Here is a 20,837-nt window from a genome sequence, read left to right on the forward strand (position 1 = left end):
ATTTCATTGGCTTTTTTTATACTTATTATCTTCTTTTAAGTTTAAAACGCAATTACTAGCGTTTCGTTTTTTTTGACTCTAATTATTTAGTATTCCAATTCTAAAAGCCCGAATGATGTTGAGGTATGAAAATCCGGAGTTGGTGTATTCGGATTTACCCAAGTTATCCAAGTTGGTTCGAAAGAAGTATCTTCTTGTTTATTGTATTTTGCTCTGTAAATTCCTGTTTCAATACACCCCTCTTTTAACAAGTTTAAATCTTTTAAAGATTGAAGCGAAATTGCAATTTCTACAATAAAATGATCTTTATTTACTGATGCTTTTACCACAATATCTTTACTTGGCCAATTCCAATTAAAGTCAAATACCCTATTTGGCCTCGCTTGAAAGTCCATAATTCTAGCAGTGGTATCAATTTCTAAACAATAATAAGGATCTAGAGCTGCATCACTTCTAAAAAACAATTCTACTCTATCAGAACTATTAATACTATCCTTTTTATCATCTGAAGCATGTACATGCGTTTGATCATCATCAACTTTAAACTGAAAAAATATCTTTTCTGAATTATGAATTGCCTTAAATTCTATTTTTTTAACGGGTTTATTATCCCAAGGGGAAGAAAAATTGGTTAATCCATTTGCTTTTTTCCAGATTGAGTTATTTCCGTCACCTAAAATAATTACTTCTTTATCTTTAATAAAATTTACTTTGTAGCTACTCATTATTATCAATTATTCAGTTATAGAATTTAACCATTTTTCAACTAAAGAAGGCCAAGTTTCTGCGGCTTTATTTCCTTTTCTCAATCCATATCCATGACCACCAGAGGTTAATGTCTGCAATTCAAAATTACTTTTTAATAATTTTAAATAGTTTGCAAAAGTAAGTACACTATTAAAATATGCATCATCTTCTGTCCCAAAAATAAAAATAGGTGGAACATTTTTGTCTTGCAACAAATTAGGTGAAATACTTTTATTTTCTCCTAAATCTAAATATGCAGGATAAATTAAAAGTGAAAAATCTAGTTTATACTGTTCTGCATCAATTTCATTTTCGTTGGTCTTAGAAACTTTAGAAAAACAAGTACTTAAGCGTGCACATAAATGTGCGCCAGCAGAAAAACCCAACACGCCAACTTTAGTATGATTGAACTTATTTTTAATAATTTTAAAAGCGTTTTGCACATCATTAAAAGCGCCTTCTATGTTATCTGGAACTCTATATTGTAAAACATACGCGGTATAACCTAACGTATTTAGCCATAACGCAGGCTCTGTTCCTTCTTTGTCTAACGCGAGTATTTTATAACTACCTCCAGGACAAATTAAAATTGCCTTTCCGTTATTGTTATTTTCTTCGGGCTTAAATACTTCTATTAACGGATGTGTAACCTCAATTAATTTAGTGGTATTACTATTCTTGTCAAATGCAATTTTTGGTTCGTTTTTCTCCTTTGATTGATTTGGAGTTTCATCTTCCGAAATATAAATTTTATTGGTCATTTTAAATGATTAAATTAAAGCACTATATGTCAAATATATTCATCTTTTTTTTTGACAATAATTTATACTTGTATAAACATTACAAATAAGTTTCTAAATTTTCTGAGGTAATTATATCGATAGGTAATAAACTTTTAGCAGGAATCTCTTTATCAAAAAGAAAATAATCAGCCAAATAAGATAGTCCTAAATACACTTGTTTTTTAGGGTTTTGGTGAATTAAAAAATTAATAATGCCATCGTTTAAATACTCTATATTTTCATCTAATAAATCGTAACCAATAAGCTTTACGTTTTTCAGATTCTTTTCTTTTATATATTCTGCAACTTTATAAACTTTAGAAGTAGTCACAAATACAGCTTCAACCGAAGATGAGGCAATAAGAATATTATTCAAGTTATTTTCAAGTTCAGTTTGTTTAGAATTGTACGTATCTATAACGTAATTAGAACTCTCTAATTCATTAAAATAATGTCGAAATCCTTTTTCTTTTTCCTGCATGTGAATCGAATTATTATAATCTTCATCAATGTGAATAATGGCAATAGCAGCTTTTTTTGTTATTATCATTTTAAGCAAACTTGCAGCAATTCTTCCACTTTTAAATAAATCTTGACCAACAAAGTTTTTCGTTTTTTCAGTTTCTAATTGATTATTAAATTTGCTTACAATAATATTTGCAAGCGCATAATTATTAACAATATCTACTGTTTCTTTATAAAACAGAGGAGCTAATAAGACAGCATCCGGAGACAACTCTAAGACTTTATTATTAATTTCTATAAAGGAATTTACATCATTAGGATAAAAAAAGAAAGGCTCTATAAAAATACCAAAAGAGGCAAATTCATCAACAGCTGCTTCAATTCCTTCGAAACAAGGACGCCAAAAAGGGTCTTTATTAAAATCTGGCAAAACAACACAAATGTGATACTCTTTTGTTTTTTTTAAACTCCTAGCCAACAAGTTTGGTTTATAGTCTATTTCATTTAATACAGCATTCACTTTCTCTAAAGCTTTTTTCGAAACCTTACCTCTTTTATGAATTACTCTATCTACTGTTCCTTTAGATACGCCTGCTAACTCTGCAATGTTTTTAATGGTGTATTTCTTCATTATGGCAAATATAAATATTTTTGTTTCATAAAGTGTGTTCGAGCACAATTTATTAAAAACATCTTGGTAACACAAAAAAAATTATATATTTTTGTAAATAAAGTAACAAATAACAACTCTTTAAAAACAACAAAAACACCTAAAAACCAACCTCTTATGAGCAAACACAACAAACCAACATTAGTTATTCTTGCAGCAGGAATGGGGAGTAGATATGGCGGATTGAAGCAAATGGATACTTTTACCCCTGAAGGAGACACAATAATAGATTTCTCTTTATATGATGCAATTCAGGCTGGTTTTGGAAAAGTTGTTTTTATTATTCGAAAAAGTTTTCAAGCAGAATTTAAAGCTATTTTTAATGAAAAACTAGCTGGTAAAGTTGAGATTGAATACGTATTTCAAGAATTAGAAAATGTACCAGAAAAGTATAGAAATTCAGAAAGAATTAAACCTTGGGGAACTGGGCATGCTTTATTAATGACAAAAGATGTTATTAAAGAAAATTTTGCCATTATAAATGCAGATGATTTCTATAGCAGACAAGCTTTTGATGCAATTGCAGAACAATTAAGAAATACAGATACAAATAGTTACGATTTTAGTATGGTTGCTTATTCTTTAAAAAATACGGTTTCAGATAATGGCTATGTTTCTAGAGGAGAATGTACCGTAAATAAAGACGGCTTTTTAACAGATGTTACTGAAAGAGTTCGAATCGAAAAAATTGATGGAACTTTAAAAAGTGAAGATGATAATGGAAAAATGATTCCTATTGATACAAACACAACTGTTTCTATGAATTTTTGGGGGTTTACACCAAAATGTTTTGAATTTGGAGATGAATTATTTTTAGATTTTTTAGAAAAAAACACCCAAAATTTAAAGGCAGAATTCTATTTACCAACAATTGTAAATAAAATGTTAGCGTCTGAAAAAGCCTCTGTAAAAGTACTAGAATCAGACTCTATATGGTTTGGTGTTACGTATAGTGAAGACAAAGAAAAAGCACAAAAAGAAATCAATAAATTGAAAGAGAACGGAGTGTATCCAACTAAATTATGGAACTAATATGAATGCAGAAATTCTAACATCTATTTTTAACAAATTCGATCATCAATCGAATTATGTAAGTCATTCAGAATTAAATTCTGGTCATATAAACGACACTTTTTTAATAAAATCAGACGGCAATAAAGATTACATTCTCCAGAGAATAAATCACGCTATTTTCAAAGACGTTCCTGGTTTGGTAAACAACAAGGTTTTAACAAGCAATCATATTAGAAGTAAGTATCCAAACTTATCTCATAAAGAATTAAATAAAACAGTTTTAAGTTTTGTGAAAGCAAAAAATACAGATTTTTATTATCATAATGAGAATGGTGATTTCTGGAATGTGATGATTTTTATTGAAGATAGCATTACATACGAAATTGTAAAAGAAGAAGAAATAGCCTATGAAGGCGGTAAACTTCTAGGAGATTTTCTTAATTTAACTTCAGACTTTGATAGCAGTAAATTAATAGACGTTATTCCTAATTTTCATGACATGTCTTTTCGTTACAAGCAATATGCTTCTTCTATACAAAGTGCTTCGAAAGCACGTTTAACGAAAGCTGCTAAATACATAAAAATAGTTGTAGCTTTAAAAAATGAAATGCACATTTTACAAGAATTGAAAGAAGCAGGAGAAATTCCTGTAAGAGTAACTCATAACGACACGAAAATATCTAATTCTCTTTTCGACAAAGACAACAAAGGTATCTGTATGATAGATACAGATACTGTAATGCCAGGGATTATACATTATGATTTTGGTGATGCTATTAGAACCATTTGTAATACGGCTGCAGAAGATGAAAAAGAGTTATCTAAAGTTGAATTTAATTTAGAATATTACAAAGCATATGAAAAAGGTTTTTTAGAAAAAACTAAAGACTCATTGTCTGAAACAGAATTAAAACACTTGCCTTTAGCAGCAAAAACTATGATTTTTATAATGGCAATAAGGTTTTTAACAGATTATTTAAATAATGATGTTTATTACAAAACAAATTATGAAGAACACAATTTAGACAGAGCCAAAAATCAATTTAAATTGATTGAAAGTTTTTCTGAAAAATTATCAATATAAAAAATAACCATCTATTAAACCAAAAAAATCATGCAACAAAAAAATAACACAACAGCAATTATAATTATTGCGAGTTTATTTTTCATTTTCGGCTTTGTAACCTGGATCAATGGAGCTTTAATTCCATTTATGAAAACCATAAACGAATTAACAGATGCCCAATCTTATTTAGTAGCCTCTGCTTCTTACATTTCGTTTGTAGTAATGGCATTACCCGCCTCTTATATACTAAATAAAATTGGCTATAAGAAAGGAATGTCTTTAGGACTAATTATTATGGCAATTGGCGCATTGGTTTTTATTCCTGCAGCAGAAGCAAGAACGTACTGGGTGTTTTTAACCGGTATTTTTATTCAGGGTGTTGGTATGACAATTTTGCAAACAGCAGCAAACCCATACATTACTATTTTAGGTCCTATAGACAGTGGTGCAAAACGTATTGCTATTATGGGAATTGCAAATAAAACAGCAGGTGCTTTAGGTTCTTTAATCTTCGGTGCTATTTTATTATCAGGTATTGATGAAACAAAAGAAAAATTAGCTGGCGCTACTCTAGAAGAGAAAAATGTTTTGTTAGATACCATGGCAGATAGTGTTTTTATGCCTTATATAATTATGGCAATTGTATTATTTGTACTAGGAATTCTAATAAGAAAAGCACCATTACCAAATGTTGAAGCAGATGAAACAGAAGAAATAGAAAAAGGAAAAACTGCTAAAACAAGTATTTTTCAGTTTCCTAATTTATGGTTAGGTGTATTAGCATTATTTGTATATGTTGGTGCAGAGGTTATTGCTGGAGATACTATTATTGCTTACGGAATTTCTCTTGGCTTTACAGGTGAAGAAGCTAAGTATTTCACAACCTATACATTAATGGCAATGGTTGCAACGTACGCTTTGGGTGTTTTCTTAATACCGAAGTATGTAAAACAAAAAACAGCTTTAATTATAAGCGCCATTTTAGGAATCATTTTCAGTTTCTGCATTTTAAATACAACTGGTTTTACATCTATTTTATTTGTAGCTGCCTTAGGAGTTGCAAATGCATTGGTTTGGCCAGCAATTTGGCCTTTAACTTTAGACGGTTTAGGGAGGTTTACAAAAACAGGTTCTGCTCTATTAATTATGGCAATTTCTGGGGGTGCAATTATACCTCCTTTATATGGTAGAATTGTAGACGCTACAAAAGATAAATTAATTACGAGCGGAATCGAAGAAGCACAAGCAATGGCAACTGCCTCTACAAGCAGTTATTGGATTCTAATTCCTTGTTATGCTATTGTTCTCTTTTTCGCTATTTGGGGACATAAAATAAAAAATTGGAGGAAATAACAACACAAACTTTTCACAGAAACAAACAACACATTATGTTAAAAAGTAATATAGACAAAGCAACAGGTTTCGAAAAAAGATTCGAAAATATAGGTACTGTAGTTTTTCAAGAAGCAACAGCTGCATCAAAAGCAATTGCTCAAGAAATAGCTAGCCTTATTAAGGTAAAACAATCTCAAAAACAACCTTGTATTTTAGGCTTAGCAACAGGTTCTTCTCCAAAAGGTTTGTATGCAGAATTGGTAAGACTACACAAAGAAGAAGGGTTAAGTTTTAGAAATGTGGTCTCTTTTAATTTGGATGAGTATTACCCAATGGAACCAGATTCTGTAAACAGTTATGTGCGTTTTATGCAAGAACAATTGTTTAACCACATAGATATTTTACCAGAAAATTGTTTTGTACCAGACGGAACTTTACCTAAAAAAGAGATTAGAAATTATTGCGATCAATATGAAGCAAAAATTGAAGCTTTTGGAGGAATTGACTTACAAATATTAGGAATTGGAGGAAATGGGCATATAGGTTTTAACGAATCTGGATCACTTCAAAATTCAAAAACAAGATTAGTTGCTTTAGATCATATCACAAGAGTTGCAGCAAGTGGAGACTTTTCTGGCTTAGAAAATACACCAAGAACTGCAATTACTTTAGGTGTTAAAAAAATAATGGAAGCTAAAAGAGTCATTTTAATGGCTTGGGGAGAAGGAAAATCTAATATTATTAAAGCTTCTGCTGAAGACCAAGTTAGTAGTTTAGTGCCTGCATCTTACTTACAAGAACACAGAAATGCTACATTTATTTTAGATCAAGCAGCAGCCTCTAAATTAACAAGAATAAACACACCTTGGTTGGTAGAAAAAATAGTTTGGACAGATACACTTACTAGAAAAGCAGTTTTGAGTTTAGCTTTGTATTTAAAGAAACCAATTTTAATGTTAACAGATGCTGATTATATTGAAAACGGAATGAGCGATTTGTTAGCAGATTTTGGCCCCGCATATGATATTAACATTAGTATATTTAATAAATTACAAAACACAATTACAGGTTGGCCTGGAGGAAAACCAAACTCAGACGACAACAAAAGGCCAGAAAGATCAGAACCTGCTAAAAAACGTGTATTAATTTTCAGTCCACACCCAGATGATGATATTATTAGTATGGGTGGAACTTTTAAGAGATTGCATGAGCAAGGGCATGAAGTGCATGTTGGTTATCAAACTTCAGGAAACATTGCAGTTGCAGATGACGAAGCACTTCGTTTTGCAAGTTTTGTTTGTGATTATAATGATAAATTCGGAATTGATAATTCGGAAGCAAATAAAATTTATAAGAAGGCAGCTACCTTTTTAAAGAATAAAAAATCTAGTGAAATCGATACTCCAGAAGTTCGATACATTAAAGGATTGATAAGAAAAGGAGAAGCAAGAGCAACAAGTCATTTTATAGGCTTGCCAGATTCACAAATCCATTTTATGGAATTACCATTCTATGAAACTGGAGCAATTAAAAAGAATCCTATAGGAGTTGGAGATGTGAAAATTACTTCAGATTTAATTGAAAAAATAAAACCTCATCAAATTTATGCTGCAGGAGATTTAGCAGATCCTCACGGAACACATAAAGTTTGTTTAGACGCCATTTTCTCTGCAGTAAAAGAATTAAAACCTAAAAAATTCATGGATGATTGTTGGGTTTGGCTATACAGAGGTGCATGGCAAGAATGGGGAGTAGACGAAATAGAAATGGCTGTACCAATGGGGCCAGATCAAGTTTTAGAGAAAAGAAAAGGAATATTTAAACATCAATCTCAAAAAGATGGCGTTGTTTTTCAAGGTGCAGATAGTAGAGAGTTTTGGCAACGAGCAGAAGATAGAAATAGAGAAACTGCAGAGTTATATGACCAATTAGGTCTATCTCATTACGCAGCTATGGAAGCTTTTGTAAGATGGAAATATTAAATGCTATAAACCATTAAGAAAGTATCAACCAATAATCTCATTTTTACTAAAATAGTATTTAGAAAAAATTAAAATCAATTATTCTATGAGCAATTACCACATAAAACATTTAGAAGAATATTATAAAGTTTATAGAAAATCGATTCGTGAACCTGAAAATTTTTGGGAGGAAATTGCCGAAGAACATTTTGTTTGGAGAAAAAAATGGGACAAAGTTTTAGATTGGGACTTTTCTAAACCACAAATTAAATGGTTTGAGGGCGCAAAATTAAACATTACAGAAAATTGTATTGATCGACATTTAGCAACTCGTGGAGATAAAACGGCTATTTTATTCGAACCTAATAACCCGGATGAACCAGCAGAACATATTACTTATAAACAGTTGCACCAAAGAGTAAATCAGTTTGCAAATGTATTGAAAGAGCAAGGAGTTGAAAAAGGAGATAGAGTTTGCATTTATGTTCCTATGATTCCTGAATTGGCCATTTCATTATTAGCTTGCGCTAGAATTGGCGCGATTCATTCTGTAGTTTTTGCCGGATTTTCATCTACAGCATTATCTACAAGAATTAATGATTCTGATTGTAAAATGGTCATTACTTCTGACGGTTCTTATAGAGGCGCAAAAACAATCGACTTAAAAGGAATTGTTGATGAGGCTTTAGAAGACTGTCCTAGTGTAAAAACAGTGTTAGTTGCAAAAAGAATTAAGTCTAATATCAACATGAAAGAAGGGCGTGATAAATGGTTACAACCTTTATTAGACAATGCTTCGACCGTGTGTGACGCAGAAATTATGGATGCAGAAGATCCGTTATTTATTTTATACACTTCTGGTTCTACAGGGAAACCAAAAGGAATGGTACATACAACCGCAGGTTATATGGTGTACACAGCATATACATTTAAAAATGCATTTCAATATAGAGACAATGATGTCTATTGGTGTACGGCAGACATTGGTTGGATTACTGGTCATTCTTACATTGTGTATGGTCCGTTAGCAAACGGAGCAACAACCGTATTATTCGAAGGTGTGCCTAGTTATCCAGATTTCGGACGCTTTTGGGAGATTGTAGACAAACATAAGGTGAATCAGTTTTATACTGCACCAACAGCTATTAGAGCTTTGGCTAAACAAGGTACAGAATTGGTAGGTAAATATGATTTATCTTCTTTAAAAGTACTAGGATCTGTTGGTGAACCTATAAATGAGGAAGCATGGCATTGGTATAACGACAATGTTGGTCGAAAGAAGAGCCCGATTATAGATTCTTGGTGGCAAACAGAAACAGGCGGAATTATGATTACCCCAATTCCGTATGTAACACCCACAAAACCAACGTACGCAACGTTGCCTTTTATAGGAGTGCAACCCGCTCTAATGGATGAAAAAGGAGACGAATTAAAAGGAAATCAAGTTGAAGGACGCCTGTGTATAAAGTTTCCTTGGCCAAGTATCGCTAGAACTATTTGGGGAAATCACGAACGTTATAAAGAAACCTATTTTTCTGCATACAAGAATATGTATTTTACTGGTGATGGAGCTTTAAGAGATGAAGTTGGCTATTATAGAATTACAGGAAGAGTAGATGATGTAATTATTGTTTCTGGTCACAATTTAGGAACAGCGCCAATTGAAGATGCAATAAATGAACATCCAGCAGTTGCAGAAAGTGCTATTGTAGGTTTTCCACATGATATTAAAGGAAGTGCTCTTTATGGCTACGTAACGCTAAAAGACGCAGGAGAAAGCAGAGATCACAATAACTTAAGAAAAGAAATTAATCAAATTATTACAGAACATATTGGACCGATTGCAAAATTGGATAAAATTCAGTTTTCGGAAGGGCTTCCAAAAACACGTTCTGGGAAAATTATGAGACGTATTTTACGTAAAATAGCTTCAAATGAAATGGATAATTTAGGTGATGTTTCTACTTTATTGAACCCAGAAGTAGTACAAAGTATTATTGACAATAGATTGTAAATAACAAACTTATACCTATATTATTTAAGACAGAAAATTTCATAAAAAATGGATTGTAATTTCTTACAATCCATTTTTTGCATTTTATATTGAATCAAATAATAAATTAATTTCTAGCATTTACCATCCAGTTAATTCCGTATTTGTCTGTACATCTTCCGAAGAAACCCCATTCTCTTTCTCTAAATTCGTGATGAACAATTCCACTTCTAGATAAATTATTAAAGACATCTTCTGCCTCTTCCCTATCATTAAAGTCTGCACTTAAATGTATTTGGTTTCCAGCGTTTATTGGAGTGTCTGGTGCAGCATCATATGCCATAAAAGAGATGCCTTTACCTTTTAATTCTGCATGCTGTAATTTTTTCCTATAGGATGACGAAACATCTATTTTTTTATCTTCATAAGTAACTCGGTTCTCTACATCTGCGTTAAATAATTCTCCGTAGAAATTTAATGCTTCTTGACAATTTCCGTCGAATGCTAAATAAGCTTGTACTTTCATATTTTTAGGTTTTAAAGATTAATATACTGTGTGTTACAGCACAAAAGTAGAGCTTCAAAAAAATATTCTTTTGCTTAAATGCTATTTATATGAACGGTATCTATATTTTCTTATTACTTTAATACTCTTTTGCTTATCTAAAACACCCTTTACAATCCACCTATCTATCTCTTCTTCTTTTGAAGAATGGAGCACAGAAATATCTCCAGTAGTTTCAAAAACAACGGCTTTTACTTCCGATAATCGAAGTACATTTGCTTCTCTTAATTTTGCTCTTAAATCTCCTTCTGTAACCTTCGCTTTTTTCATATTACTCCATAATATTTCTTGCTTTTTCATCAAAAATAATGGTTCATTGTCAACTGCATTTCTAAAAAATTTAAATTTTCTTAAATAAGCAGTGATTCCTTGAAGCAAATAAACAATGGTCAGACCAAAAACACCCTCAAATAAAGAAACAGATTTAGATAATAATGTAGAAGCAATAATAGAGCCAATGGCTATTGTACAAGCAAAGTCAAAACTAGACATCTTAGAAAAACTTCTTTTACCAAAAATTCTAGTAAGTAGGATTATAGTTAAATAAATACCCAAGGCAGATATACATATAAATTGAAGTGTTTTAGTATTCGTAAAAACCCATTCTTTCATTTTTTGGAATATTTTAAATTTCTTGACAAACAAAAATACAAAAAAGGGACAAAAAGTAAAAAGTCCTAACAAATTTAATTTGTTAGGACTTTTTTGTTGGCCTACAAGGACTCGAACCTTGAATGTCGGTACCAAAAACCGGTGTGTTACCAATTACACCATAGGCCAATACTGTAATGCGGGTGCAAATTTAAACTTTTATTTCAAATCTACAAACATTTTTAAATATTTATTTCATTTAACAAAGTTTTATGAGGATTTGTCTAAGCAATTAAAGACTTAACAAGCTATTTATAATAATTATTGTTAAATTCGCCCACACATTATTCTGTAATTCTTATGACAACAGCAAAATTTAAAAAATGGAACATCATTTTAGGATGGTTAACATTTGTAATTGCTCTAATAACTTATTCTTTAACCATAGAACCAACCGTTAGTTCTTGGGATGTTGGAGAATATATCGCCACTGCCATAAAACTAGAAGTAGGGCATCCACCAGGAGCTCCTTTATTTCAAATGTTGGGTGCATTTTTTGCAATGTTTACTTCAGACGTTTCTGAAATAGGAAAAATGGTAAACTTTATGTCTGCTCTAGCAAGCGCATTTACCATTTTATTTATGTTTTGGACAATTACCAACTTAGGAGAGAAATTATCTCTAAAAACAGGTAAGATTACCGAAGGAAGCTACATTGCCATCTTAGGCAGTAGTATGGTTGGCTCTTTAGCATATACCTTTTCAGATAGTTTCTGGTTTAGCGCTGTAGAAGGTGAAGTATACGCAATGTCATCCTTTTTAATGGCCATCTTATTTTGGTTAGGTTTAAAATGGGAAAGCGAAATACACACCACTAGAGGAAATAAATGGCTAGTACTAATCAGTTTTGTAGTTGGCTTATCTTTTGGTGTTCACATACTTTCTTTGCTGGTAATTCCTGCAATTGTAATGTTGTACTTCTTTAAAACGTATAAAACCATTAATTTAAAAACTACTGCTATCGCAACTGTAATTTCTGTTATAGCATTAATGTTTGTCTTCAAATTTTTATTCCCTTTTACATTAAAGTTCTTTAGTGCATCAGAATTATTTTTTATAAATTCTATTGGAATGCCTTATAATTCTGGAAGTATTATTGCTGCAGTAATCTTAGTAGCACTGTTCTTTTTCGGTTTAAAATACACAAGAAAAAGCAACAAAGTACACACAAACACCTTAATTTTATCTGTACTTTTTATTATGATTGGTTTTTCTTCTTGGATGATGTTACCAATTAGAGCCAATGCAAATACTACTATTAATGAAAACAACCCTTCTAGTGCGCGCGAATTATTGGCGTATTATGAACGTGAACAATACGGAGATGCTAATGTTTTTTATGACACGTATTATTCTAATTCTTTTGAAAGAGAACAAGACGCAAAACAGCCTTTTAAAGATGATAAACCTAAATATGAACAGATAAACGGAAAGTATATTATTGTAAATAAATATAAAAACGTAACCCCTAATTATTCTGACAAGCACAAAGGCTTTATACCAAGAATGGTAGATCCCGGTTCAGAAAAAATGTACAAAGCCATTGCAGGTATTCCAGCAAATAGCAAAAGAAAACCCACTTTTGGCGAAAACATAAAATTTATGTTCAGTTACCAATTTGGCTACATGTACGGACGTTATTTTATGTGGAATTTTACAGGAAGACAAAATGACATTCAAGGTCGTTTAGATATTTTTAATGGAAATTGGATTAGCGGAATTGACTTTATTGACGAAGCTCGATTAGGTTCTCAGCAGCAACTTCCTGCACAAGTTTTAGAAAATAAAGGACGAAATAAATACTATTTTTTACCACTAATTTTAGGACTAATTGGTTTATTTTTCCAAATAAAATGGGATAAAAACAACTTCTTTACACTTTTATTATTTTTTGCTTTTACAGGTTTTGCTATTATTTTTTACACAAACCCGAAACCTTTTGAACCAAGAGAACGTGATTATGCAGTTGTAGGTAGTTTCTATGTATTTGCAATTTGGATTGGTTTTGGTGTTTTAGCTCTTTATGAATATTTAAAGAACTTTGCCAATAAGAAAACCATTGCAATTGCGGTTTCTGCAGTTTCATTATTAGCTGTCCCAACATTAATGGCTTCTCAAAACTGGGACGATCATAATAGATCAGATAGATACACAACCCGCTTAAATGCACAAGCTTATTTAGAAAGCTGTGACGAGAATGCCATTATGTTTACCATTGGAGACAATGATACATTCCCGCTTTGGTACATGCAAGAGGTTGAAGGCATTAGAACCGATTTAAAACTAGTAAACACCAGCTTATTTGCCACAGATTGGTATATAGATCAAATGAAACGCGCAACTTATAAGGCTGCTCCTATCCCATCTCAATTAACACACGACCAATATAAATACGGAAGTTTAGATATTGCATATCACATAGAACACCCAAGATTTAAAGATTCTGTGATTGCAATTAAAGATTTTATGCGTTGGATTTCTTCAGATAGTGATGCTACTTATTACATTGATGAAGAGAATAATATTAAAGAAAAATTCTACCCAACAAATAGAATTCGAATTCCTGTTAACAAAGAAAATGTCTTAAAAAGCGGTGTTGTTGCTCAAAAAGATGCAGATAAAATTGTAGACTTTATAGACATTACTATAGACGACAGAGGTATTACAAAAAACAGAATTTTAATGCTAGATGTTTTAGCAAATAACGATTGGAAACGCCCTATCTACTTTACAGGTGGCGCAAGCGCTGATGAAGAATATATTTGGTTGAAAGATTATTTACAGTTAGACGGGTTAGCTTTTAAATTAGTACCTATAAAAACACCTGCTAAATATGTTGATCAAAATGGCAGAAAACGTGAAGTAAGCTTGTTTGACATTGGTAGAATCGATGCTGAAAAAATGTACGCAAATATTCAGAAATTAGAATGGAAAAACATCAACAGCGGTAAAATTTATTTAGACGAACAAACGAAAAGAAACGCAATTTCCTTAAGAAACAGTCTAATGCGTTTGTCTGATGCGTTTGCTAAAGAAGGAGATACCCTAAAAGCCATAGAAATTTTAGACCTATCTTTAGACAAATTGCCTATAGAAAAATTTGATCATTACAGTCTATCTTTAGGCTACCCAGAAATGTATTACAATTTAGGTGAAAATGAAAAAGCGAAAAAAACAGCGAATATCTTAGCTCGCTTAATTACAGAAAAATTAACTTGGCTAAGTACTTTTAGTAAAAATGACAGCGATCTTGTTTTTGATGAAATTGACACCTCTTTATACATGTTTAAAAACTTAATAGATCAGGTAGAAAGAGGAAGTAAAGACAAAAACTATGTTTCTAAAATTCAAACAGATTTTATGAACGCAGTTAAACTTTTTGGTCATTTACTGCCAGATGAAGAAAACACAGAAGACTTAGAGATAATTAAAGATTAGTTTTGAAATTATATTTCCCCCGAACGCCAAATAGTATTATAAGGTTTTTCTTTAAATATGTTTGGCGTTTTTCTTTGGATACAAAAGAGATTTACCTCACTTTTGATGATGGACCAACACCGGAAATTACAGATTTTGTTTTAGATGAGCTAAAAAAATACGAAGCAAAAGCAACTTTTTTTTGCATTGGAAAAAACATAGTAAATCATCCGGATATTTTTAAACGAATTATTATTGAAGGGCATGCTGTAGGAAATCATACGCAAAATCATTTGAAAGGCTGGTGTACTAAAAATGGCTCTTACCTAGAAAATGTTGATTTATGTGAAGAAACAATTACAAAATTTAACGACGCTACAATTAAACAAAAACTTTTTAGACCTCCTTACGGAAAGATAAAAAAATCTCAAGCGAAAGAAATTCTTAAGAAAGGCTATAAAATAATTATGTGGACTGTCTTATCCGCAGATTTTGATACTTCAATTTCTAATGAAAAATGCTTGCAAAACGTCTTAAAAAACACCGAAAGTGGAAGTATTATTGTTTTTCATGATAGTGTAAAAGCTTCAGAAAAATTAAAGTATGTTTTACCTAAAGTTTTAAAAAAGTTTTCTGAAAAAGGTTTTTGTTTTAAAGCAATTTAAAATACCCGCTACTTAAAAACATAATTATTGCGAGTAACCTGTAGTAAATTATATTTGCTGCTATAACAGGTTTTATTTTTTCCTTTTTATTTTCTTTTTATTCTCAAATCGAAACTCATTCAACTCTTTCAATTCCTTTGCAATTTTCTCATTCCATTCAAAAACTTTTTGTTCGTTTGCACCACTTTCTGTTTCTTTGATTAGTTTTAATCGAATTTCAGAAAACTCTGCCATTATTTCATTGCTTATTTTATTCATAATATCAAAACCTTTCGATATTTTCCATTTTTTTATAAATAAGATCTGCCTAAATTTACGTGCTTGAATTTCTGCAAGGTTAAACTGAGTTTATTGGAATTCAATTTGCTTTTTAATACTTTCTACTTTAGTTGAGTCTATCCAAGAAGCATTTCCTAGAAATAGGTTTTCAATTTTACTATTCAGGTTTCATTTTAAAAAATCAAACCCTTGTGCTGAATAAGAAATCATAAACTGACTATAAACAGCATGATTATTTTCGTCACTAATTTTTATTTTAAAATCTTCTTCTGTAAGGTTTTTCTCGGCACTCCATCTTATTTGACCATTTTGCAACTCTTGCCCGAAACTTAAATTAGAAAAAAATATGCTCATAATAATTGCTAAATATTTTTTTTTCATTGCTGTTTTTATAAATTTATTTTCAACGAACTACAAGGTTACTTTTTAATAATTTGATACAAACTTAATAAAAAACAAGAAATCACTTCGTTCTTCTCGATAAAGATAGCCAGCAAGCAATTATAGCCCCGATTGAGCGGTTTGTTTGAGCTCTTTTTTATTCCTTTTTCAGGATAAAAAAAGCGAGTAGCGAAAGCGGGAAATAGCTTCTAAAAATCAAATATATTGTTGTACCAAACCAATTAAAGTATTAGCATCTTGAAAACCCGTTTGACGCCATTTCATTTCGCCGTTTTTATAAATCATAAACGTAGGATTTCCTTTTACACGCAGAGAGTCTGCAAGAAATTCGTTTTTAGTTATGTCTATCTTAATTACTTTGGCTGTATCGCCCAAAGCTGCGGCAACACCTTTAAGTATTTTTAAAGTGTTTTCTGCGTCTCCTAAGTCTGTATAGAAGTCTATAAGTACTGGTTTTTGAACGCTAATTAATTCTCCGAATTTTGTCATATCATAAGTTTTTTAAGGGAAAAACGTATAGAACATTTAATAGTTAATTTACAAATATAAGAAACCTATAGGACTCTGCTCATTATCAACCTTTTTTCAATTCTATAACCGTAATTTCTGGCCAAATACCTACTCTACCAGGAAATGCATGGTACCCAAAACCTCTATTTACATTTATATACCTGCCTGCTTCTTCGTACAAACCTGCCCATTGTTTGTAAACGAATTTAGACGGACTCCATTTTAACCAACCCGGAATTTCGATACCCATTTGCAAACCATGTGTATGACCGCTTAAAGTTAAATGATAATGAAAAGGGTCTTGTTTTACTTTATATTCCCAATGACTAGGATCGTGAGACATTAAGATTTTAAAATCTTCTTTTTTGATGTTTGCTGAAGCTTTTTGTAGATCTCCTGCTTGGTTAAATCCTTTTCCCCAATTCTCTACGCCTACTAAAGCAATTTTTTGTCCGTCTTTTTCTAAATACCGATGCTCATCTAGTAATAAATCGAATCCTATTTTTTGATGAATGTCTTTTACTTTCTGAAAATTATCGATTTTGTCTTGCGGATTGTCCCAATCCATATAATCGCCATAATCATGGTTTCCTAAAATAGAATATTTTCCTTCTTTAGCTTCTAACTTGTCGAAAACATCCATCCAATTATCCATTTCATCGGCTTTATTATTTACAATATCTCCTGTAAACAACATAATATCAGATTTTTGCTCGTTGATTAGATCGACGCCATATCTAATTTTTTCTTTGTTGGTAAAACTACCCGAATGAATATCTGAAATTTGGGTAATTGTAAAACCATCGAATGCTTCGGGTAAATCTTTAAATGTTAATTGATATTTTAAAACCTTGTAATTGTATTTTCCTTGCACAATTCCGTAGATAAAAGAGGCAAAAGGTATTGCCGCCAAACCCAAAGCTATTTGGGAAATAAATTTTCTTCTACCAACCAAAGGTTTTGTATCGCCAGATGAAATTGCAGAAATCAATTTTAGAATCCATCTATACATATCTTCACCAAAAAGAATTAAAATAATAACCAACTTAGGTATTGAAACCGTTAATAACAAACCCATCGCCATTTGAAATTGTGGCGTTTGACCGTTACTTCTATCGTACCCAAAAATGGTAATAAAAGAATATAAATAGACCCCAACACTAGTTGCTAAGAATAAAAAACGGACTAGCTTACTTTTTGAAATGGTTTTAAAGGCTTGAAACGTGTAAATTTCTACTGCAACAATTAAAATGGTTATTAAGATTAGAGGAATTACCCAACGTGGCATATAATAAGTTTAAAAATTTTATCAAAGATAGCGGTTATAATGTCGATGGAATTTTAATAGCATGTTAAAGTTTTGTAGCTTTACTGCTGCGTCTGTAGTGACAATATTGTTCACTCGTTTTCATAAGAATCATCATCCAAATAGGTTACAAAATAGATATGTCAGATCAAAAAAGAGTTTTTTTAGTGGATGCTTTTGCATTAATTTTTAGAGGTTATTATGCTTTTATAAAAAACCCAAGAATTAATAGTAAAGGTTTGGATACCTCTGCAATTATGGGTTTTATGAATTCGCTTTTAGATGTTATAAAACGAGAAAGACCAGATCATTTAGCGGTTTGTTTTGATAAAGGCGGAAGTGTAGACAGAGTAGAAATGTTTGAAGCGTATAAAGCAAACAGAGATGAAACTCCGGAAGCTATAAAATTGGCAGTGCCATACATTCAAGAGATTTTAAAAGCCATGCACATACCTATAATGGTAAAAGAAGGTTTTGAGGCAGATGATGTTATTGGAACCCTTTCTAAACAAGCAGAAAAAGAAGGTTACAAAACTTATATGGTAACACCAGATAAGGATTTTGCACAACTAGTTTCTGAAAACATTTTTATGTACAAACCTCGTTTTGGTGGTGGTTACGATATTTGGGGAGTACCAGAAGTACAAGAAAAATTTGGAGTAGAAACACCAGAACAAGTCATCGATTTTTTAGGAATGATGGGAGATTCTGCAGATAATATTCCTGGTTTACCTGGCGTTGGAGAAAAAACGGCTAAAAAGTTTTTAGCTACTTATGGTTCTATGGAAAACCTCCTAGCAAATACGCATGAGCTAAAAGGAAAAATGAAGGAGAAAGTGGAAGCTGCCAAAGACTTGGGCATCCTTTCTAAGCAATTGGCAACCATTATGCTAGATGTTCCTGTCACTTTTCATGCGAAAGATTTTGAACTAGATCAACCAGACATTCAAAAAGTAACCGAACTTTTTAACGAGTTAGAGTTTCGAAATTTATTAACCAATTTCACGAAAACTTTTGCTGTTGAAAATGCGGAAAAAACAAACTCAGCAGAAAGTTCTTCAAATGTCACTTCGAGCGCGGTCGAGAAGTCAACAACTAAAAAGCCAGCACCGATTCCTGAAGGTCAGTTTGATTTATTTGCTGCACCAGGAACCGGAAGTGTTTCTGAAGCCGAAGTAGCTTCCGGATTTAAAACCATAAAAGATACGAGTCATTTTTACCAACATATCGATTCGCCTTTCTCAAGAAAATTATTACTTAAAAAGTTAATGGAACAAACTTCTGTTTGTTTTGATACAGAAACAACAGGTTTAAAAGCCTTAGAAGTTGAACTAATAGGAATTGCTTTTTCTTATGAAGTTGGTAAAGGGTATTATGTTTCTTTCCCAGAAGACCAAGAAGAAACAAAAACCATTTTAGAAGAATTTAGACCGTTTTTTGAATCTCAAATTGAAAAAATTGGTCATAATTTAAAATATGATATCAAAGTTTTATCGAATTATGACATGCCTGTAAAAGGGAAGTTATTTGATACCATGATTGCGCATTACCTCATCAATCCAGATATGCGCCATAATATGGATATGTTGGCAGAAACGTATTTGAATTATCAACCGGTTTCTATTGTAGATTTAATTGGTAAAAAAGGGAAAAATCAGCTTTCTATGCGTGTTGTTCCAGTTGCAGATCAAACAGAATATGCTGTTGAAGATGCAGATATTACCTTTCAATTGAAACAACTTTTTACGGGGGAATTAGAAAGTGGAAATGTGACCAAGCTTTTTAATGAGATTGAATTGCCTTTAGTTTCGGTATTAACTGCCATGGAAATTGAGGGAATAAACATCAATATTAATTTTCTAAAAGAATTGTCTGTTGCCTTAACGGATGACATCAACAGGCTTGAAAAAAATATTTACGAACAAGCGGGAGAAGAGTTTAATATTGCTTCACCCAAACAACTAGGTATTGTATTGTTCGAAAAAATGGAATTGGTAAAGAAACCTAAAAAGACAAAAACTGGTCAGTATAAAACAGGAGAAGATATTTTATCTTTCTTAGCTAAAGATCATGAAATTATTAGAGATATTCAAGAATATCGTCAGTATAAAAAGTTACAAAGTACGTATGTAGATGCCTTGCCAAATGAAGTGAATCCGAAAACAGGCAGAATTCATACCGAATATATGCAAGCAGTTGCTGCAACCGGAAGGTTGAGTTCTAATAACCCGAATTTACAAAACATACCTATTAGAACAGAGCGTGGTAAAGAAGTTAGAAAATCTTTTATCCCAAGAGATGAAAACTATGTATTGTTAGCGGCAGATTATTCTCAAATAGAATTAAGAATTATTGCTGCTTTAAGCAAAGAAGAAAACATGATTGAGGCTTTTAAAAACGGAGAAGATATTCACGCTTCTACTGCTGCAAAAGTATTTAATGTTCCTTTAGATGAAGTAACACGCGAACAACGTAGCAACGCAAAAACGGTGAATTTCGGAATTGTATATGGAGTTTCTGCATTCGGATTAAGTAATCAAACCGATTTATCTAGAAGTGAAGCAAAAGAATTAATCGACACCTATTATGAAACATATCCGAAGTTAAAAGCATACATGTCTGCACAAGTAGATTTTGCAAGAGAACATGGCTATGTAGAAACGGTCTTAAATAGACGTAGGTATTTGAAAGATATCAACTCTAGAAATGCAATGGTTAGAAGTGGTGCCGAAAGAAATGCTGTAAATGCGCCGATACAAGGTTCTGCGGCAGACATTATAAAATTAGCAATGATTAATATTCACAACCGTTTTGAGAAAGAAGGTTTTAAATCGAAAATGTTATTGCAAGTGCATGATGAACTGGTTTTTGATGCACATAAAGACGAGTTAGACATTATTAAACCCATTATAAAACATGAAATGGAGAATGCTTTTAAAATGAGTGTTCCTTTAGATGTTGAAGTAGGTATTGGAGAAAATTGGTTACAAGCACACTAGAATATATAAA

Annotated in this window: 17 protein-coding genes and 1 tRNA gene; 8 read left to right on the forward strand and 10 right to left on the reverse strand. The window is 31.8% G+C overall.

Annotation, left to right across the window (positions count from 1 at the left end; all coding sequences use genetic code 11):
• Window positions 1-86: 86 nt before the first annotated feature.
• From CW731_RS09045 to CW731_RS09055, 3 genes are all read right to left on the reverse strand, one after another.
• Window positions 87-725, reverse strand: a complete 639-nt coding sequence (locus CW731_RS09045) for a carbohydrate-binding family 9-like protein (RefSeq protein WP_100946417.1) — start codon at window positions 723-725, stop codon at window positions 87-89.
• A gap of 9 nt (window positions 726-734) precedes the next feature.
• Window positions 735-1,508, reverse strand: coding sequence for an alpha/beta hydrolase (locus tag CW731_RS09050; RefSeq protein ID WP_100946418.1), 774 nt, complete (start codon window positions 1,506-1,508; stop codon window positions 735-737).
• A 79-nt stretch (window positions 1,509-1,587) separates the two neighbouring features.
• Window positions 1,588-2,625 carry a LacI family DNA-binding transcriptional regulator gene (locus tag CW731_RS09055; RefSeq protein ID WP_100946419.1) on the reverse strand — a complete coding sequence of 346 codons (1,038 nt, stop codon included), beginning with the start codon at window positions 2,623-2,625 and terminating at the stop codon, window positions 1,588-1,590.
• A gap of 156 nt (window positions 2,626-2,781) precedes the next feature.
• Between CW731_RS09055 and CW731_RS09060 the strand changes: the two genes are divergently transcribed.
• From CW731_RS09060 to acs, 5 genes are all read left to right on the forward strand, one after another.
• Window positions 2,782-3,696, forward strand: coding sequence for a sugar phosphate nucleotidyltransferase (locus CW731_RS09060; RefSeq protein WP_100947666.1), 915 nt, complete (start codon window positions 2,782-2,784; stop codon window positions 3,694-3,696).
• 1 nt (window position 3,697) lies between these two features.
• Window positions 3,698-4,762 (forward strand): phosphotransferase enzyme family protein, encoded by a 1,065-nt coding sequence (locus CW731_RS09065; RefSeq protein ID WP_100946420.1) that lies wholly within the window; start codon window positions 3,698-3,700, stop codon window positions 4,760-4,762.
• Between the two features lie 30 nt (window positions 4,763-4,792).
• Entirely contained in the window at window positions 4,793-6,097 is a 1,305-nt protein-coding gene (locus tag CW731_RS09070) for a sugar MFS transporter (RefSeq protein ID WP_100946421.1), read from the forward strand.
• A gap of 35 nt (window positions 6,098-6,132) precedes the next feature.
• Window positions 6,133-8,061 carry a glucosamine-6-phosphate deaminase gene (gene nagB / locus CW731_RS09075; RefSeq protein WP_100947667.1) on the forward strand — a complete coding sequence of 643 codons (1,929 nt, stop codon included), beginning with the start codon at window positions 6,133-6,135 and terminating at the stop codon, window positions 8,059-8,061.
• A gap of 85 nt (window positions 8,062-8,146) precedes the next feature.
• The gene (acs, locus tag CW731_RS09080; RefSeq protein WP_100946422.1) at window positions 8,147-10,054 is read left to right on the forward strand and encodes an acetate--CoA ligase; all 1,908 of its coding nucleotides are present in this window, start codon (window positions 8,147-8,149) and stop codon (window positions 10,052-10,054) included.
• A 106-nt stretch (window positions 10,055-10,160) separates the two neighbouring features.
• On the opposite strand, the gene CW731_RS09085 is transcribed toward acs, so the two are convergent.
• The 3 genes from CW731_RS09085 to CW731_RS09095 all read right to left on the reverse strand — a co-directional run bounded on the left by CW731_RS09085 (window position 10,161) and on the right by CW731_RS09095 (window position 11,378).
• Window positions 10,161-10,559: a VOC family protein gene (locus CW731_RS09085; RefSeq protein WP_100946423.1), complete on the reverse strand. Its 399-nt coding sequence runs from the start codon at window positions 10,557-10,559 to the stop codon at window positions 10,161-10,163.
• 81 nt (window positions 10,560-10,640) lie between these two features.
• The gene (locus CW731_RS09090; protein ID WP_100946424.1) at window positions 10,641-11,210 is read right to left on the reverse strand and encodes a DUF421 domain-containing protein; all 570 of its coding nucleotides are present in this window, start codon (window positions 11,208-11,210) and stop codon (window positions 10,641-10,643) included.
• 96 nt (window positions 11,211-11,306) lie between these two features.
• Window positions 11,307-11,378, reverse strand: a tRNA-Gln gene (locus CW731_RS09095).
• A 171-nt stretch (window positions 11,379-11,549) separates the two neighbouring features.
• On the opposite strand from CW731_RS09095, the gene CW731_RS09100 reads away from it, so the two are divergent.
• Together CW731_RS09100 and CW731_RS09105 are read left to right on the forward strand one after the other, a co-directional pair.
• Window positions 11,550-14,687, forward strand: coding sequence for a DUF2723 domain-containing protein (locus tag CW731_RS09100; RefSeq protein ID WP_100946425.1), 3,138 nt, complete (start codon window positions 11,550-11,552; stop codon window positions 14,685-14,687).
• Window positions 14,688-14,689: 2 nt separating this feature from the next.
• Window positions 14,690-15,331, forward strand: a complete 642-nt coding sequence (locus CW731_RS09105; protein ID WP_198519802.1) for a polysaccharide deacetylase family protein — start codon at window positions 14,690-14,692, stop codon at window positions 15,329-15,331.
• Between the two features lie 72 nt (window positions 15,332-15,403).
• Here the strand turns inward: CW731_RS09105 and CW731_RS09110 are convergent, their stop codons facing one another.
• From CW731_RS09110 to CW731_RS09125, 4 genes are all read right to left on the reverse strand, one after another.
• Entirely contained in the window at window positions 15,404-15,589 is a 186-nt protein-coding gene (locus CW731_RS09110; protein WP_100946426.1) for a hypothetical protein, read from the reverse strand.
• 189 nt (window positions 15,590-15,778) lie between these two features.
• Window positions 15,779-15,991 carry a hypothetical protein gene (locus CW731_RS09115; RefSeq protein WP_100946427.1) on the reverse strand — a complete coding sequence of 71 codons (213 nt, stop codon included), beginning with the start codon at window positions 15,989-15,991 and terminating at the stop codon, window positions 15,779-15,781.
• Window positions 15,992-16,207: 216 nt separating this feature from the next.
• Window positions 16,208-16,501 carry a co-chaperone YbbN gene (locus tag CW731_RS09120; protein ID WP_100946428.1) on the reverse strand — a complete coding sequence of 98 codons (294 nt, stop codon included), beginning with the start codon at window positions 16,499-16,501 and terminating at the stop codon, window positions 16,208-16,210.
• 85 nt (window positions 16,502-16,586) lie between these two features.
• A complete protein-coding gene (locus tag CW731_RS09125) occupies window positions 16,587-17,810 on the reverse strand; it encodes a metallophosphoesterase (protein ID WP_100946429.1) in 1,224 nt (407 codons plus the stop codon).
• A gap of 158 nt (window positions 17,811-17,968) precedes the next feature.
• Between CW731_RS09125 and polA the strand changes: the two genes are divergently transcribed.
• On the forward strand, window positions 17,969-20,827 hold the full coding sequence (polA, locus tag CW731_RS09130; RefSeq protein ID WP_100946430.1) for a DNA polymerase I: 2,859 nt from the start codon (window positions 17,969-17,971) through the stop codon (window positions 20,825-20,827).
• The last annotated feature ends 10 nt before the right edge of the window (window positions 20,828-20,837 follow it).

The sequence above is a fragment of the Polaribacter sp. ALD11 genome, assembly GCF_002831685.1.
Classification (GTDB): domain Bacteria; phylum Bacteroidota; class Bacteroidia; order Flavobacteriales; family Flavobacteriaceae; genus Polaribacter.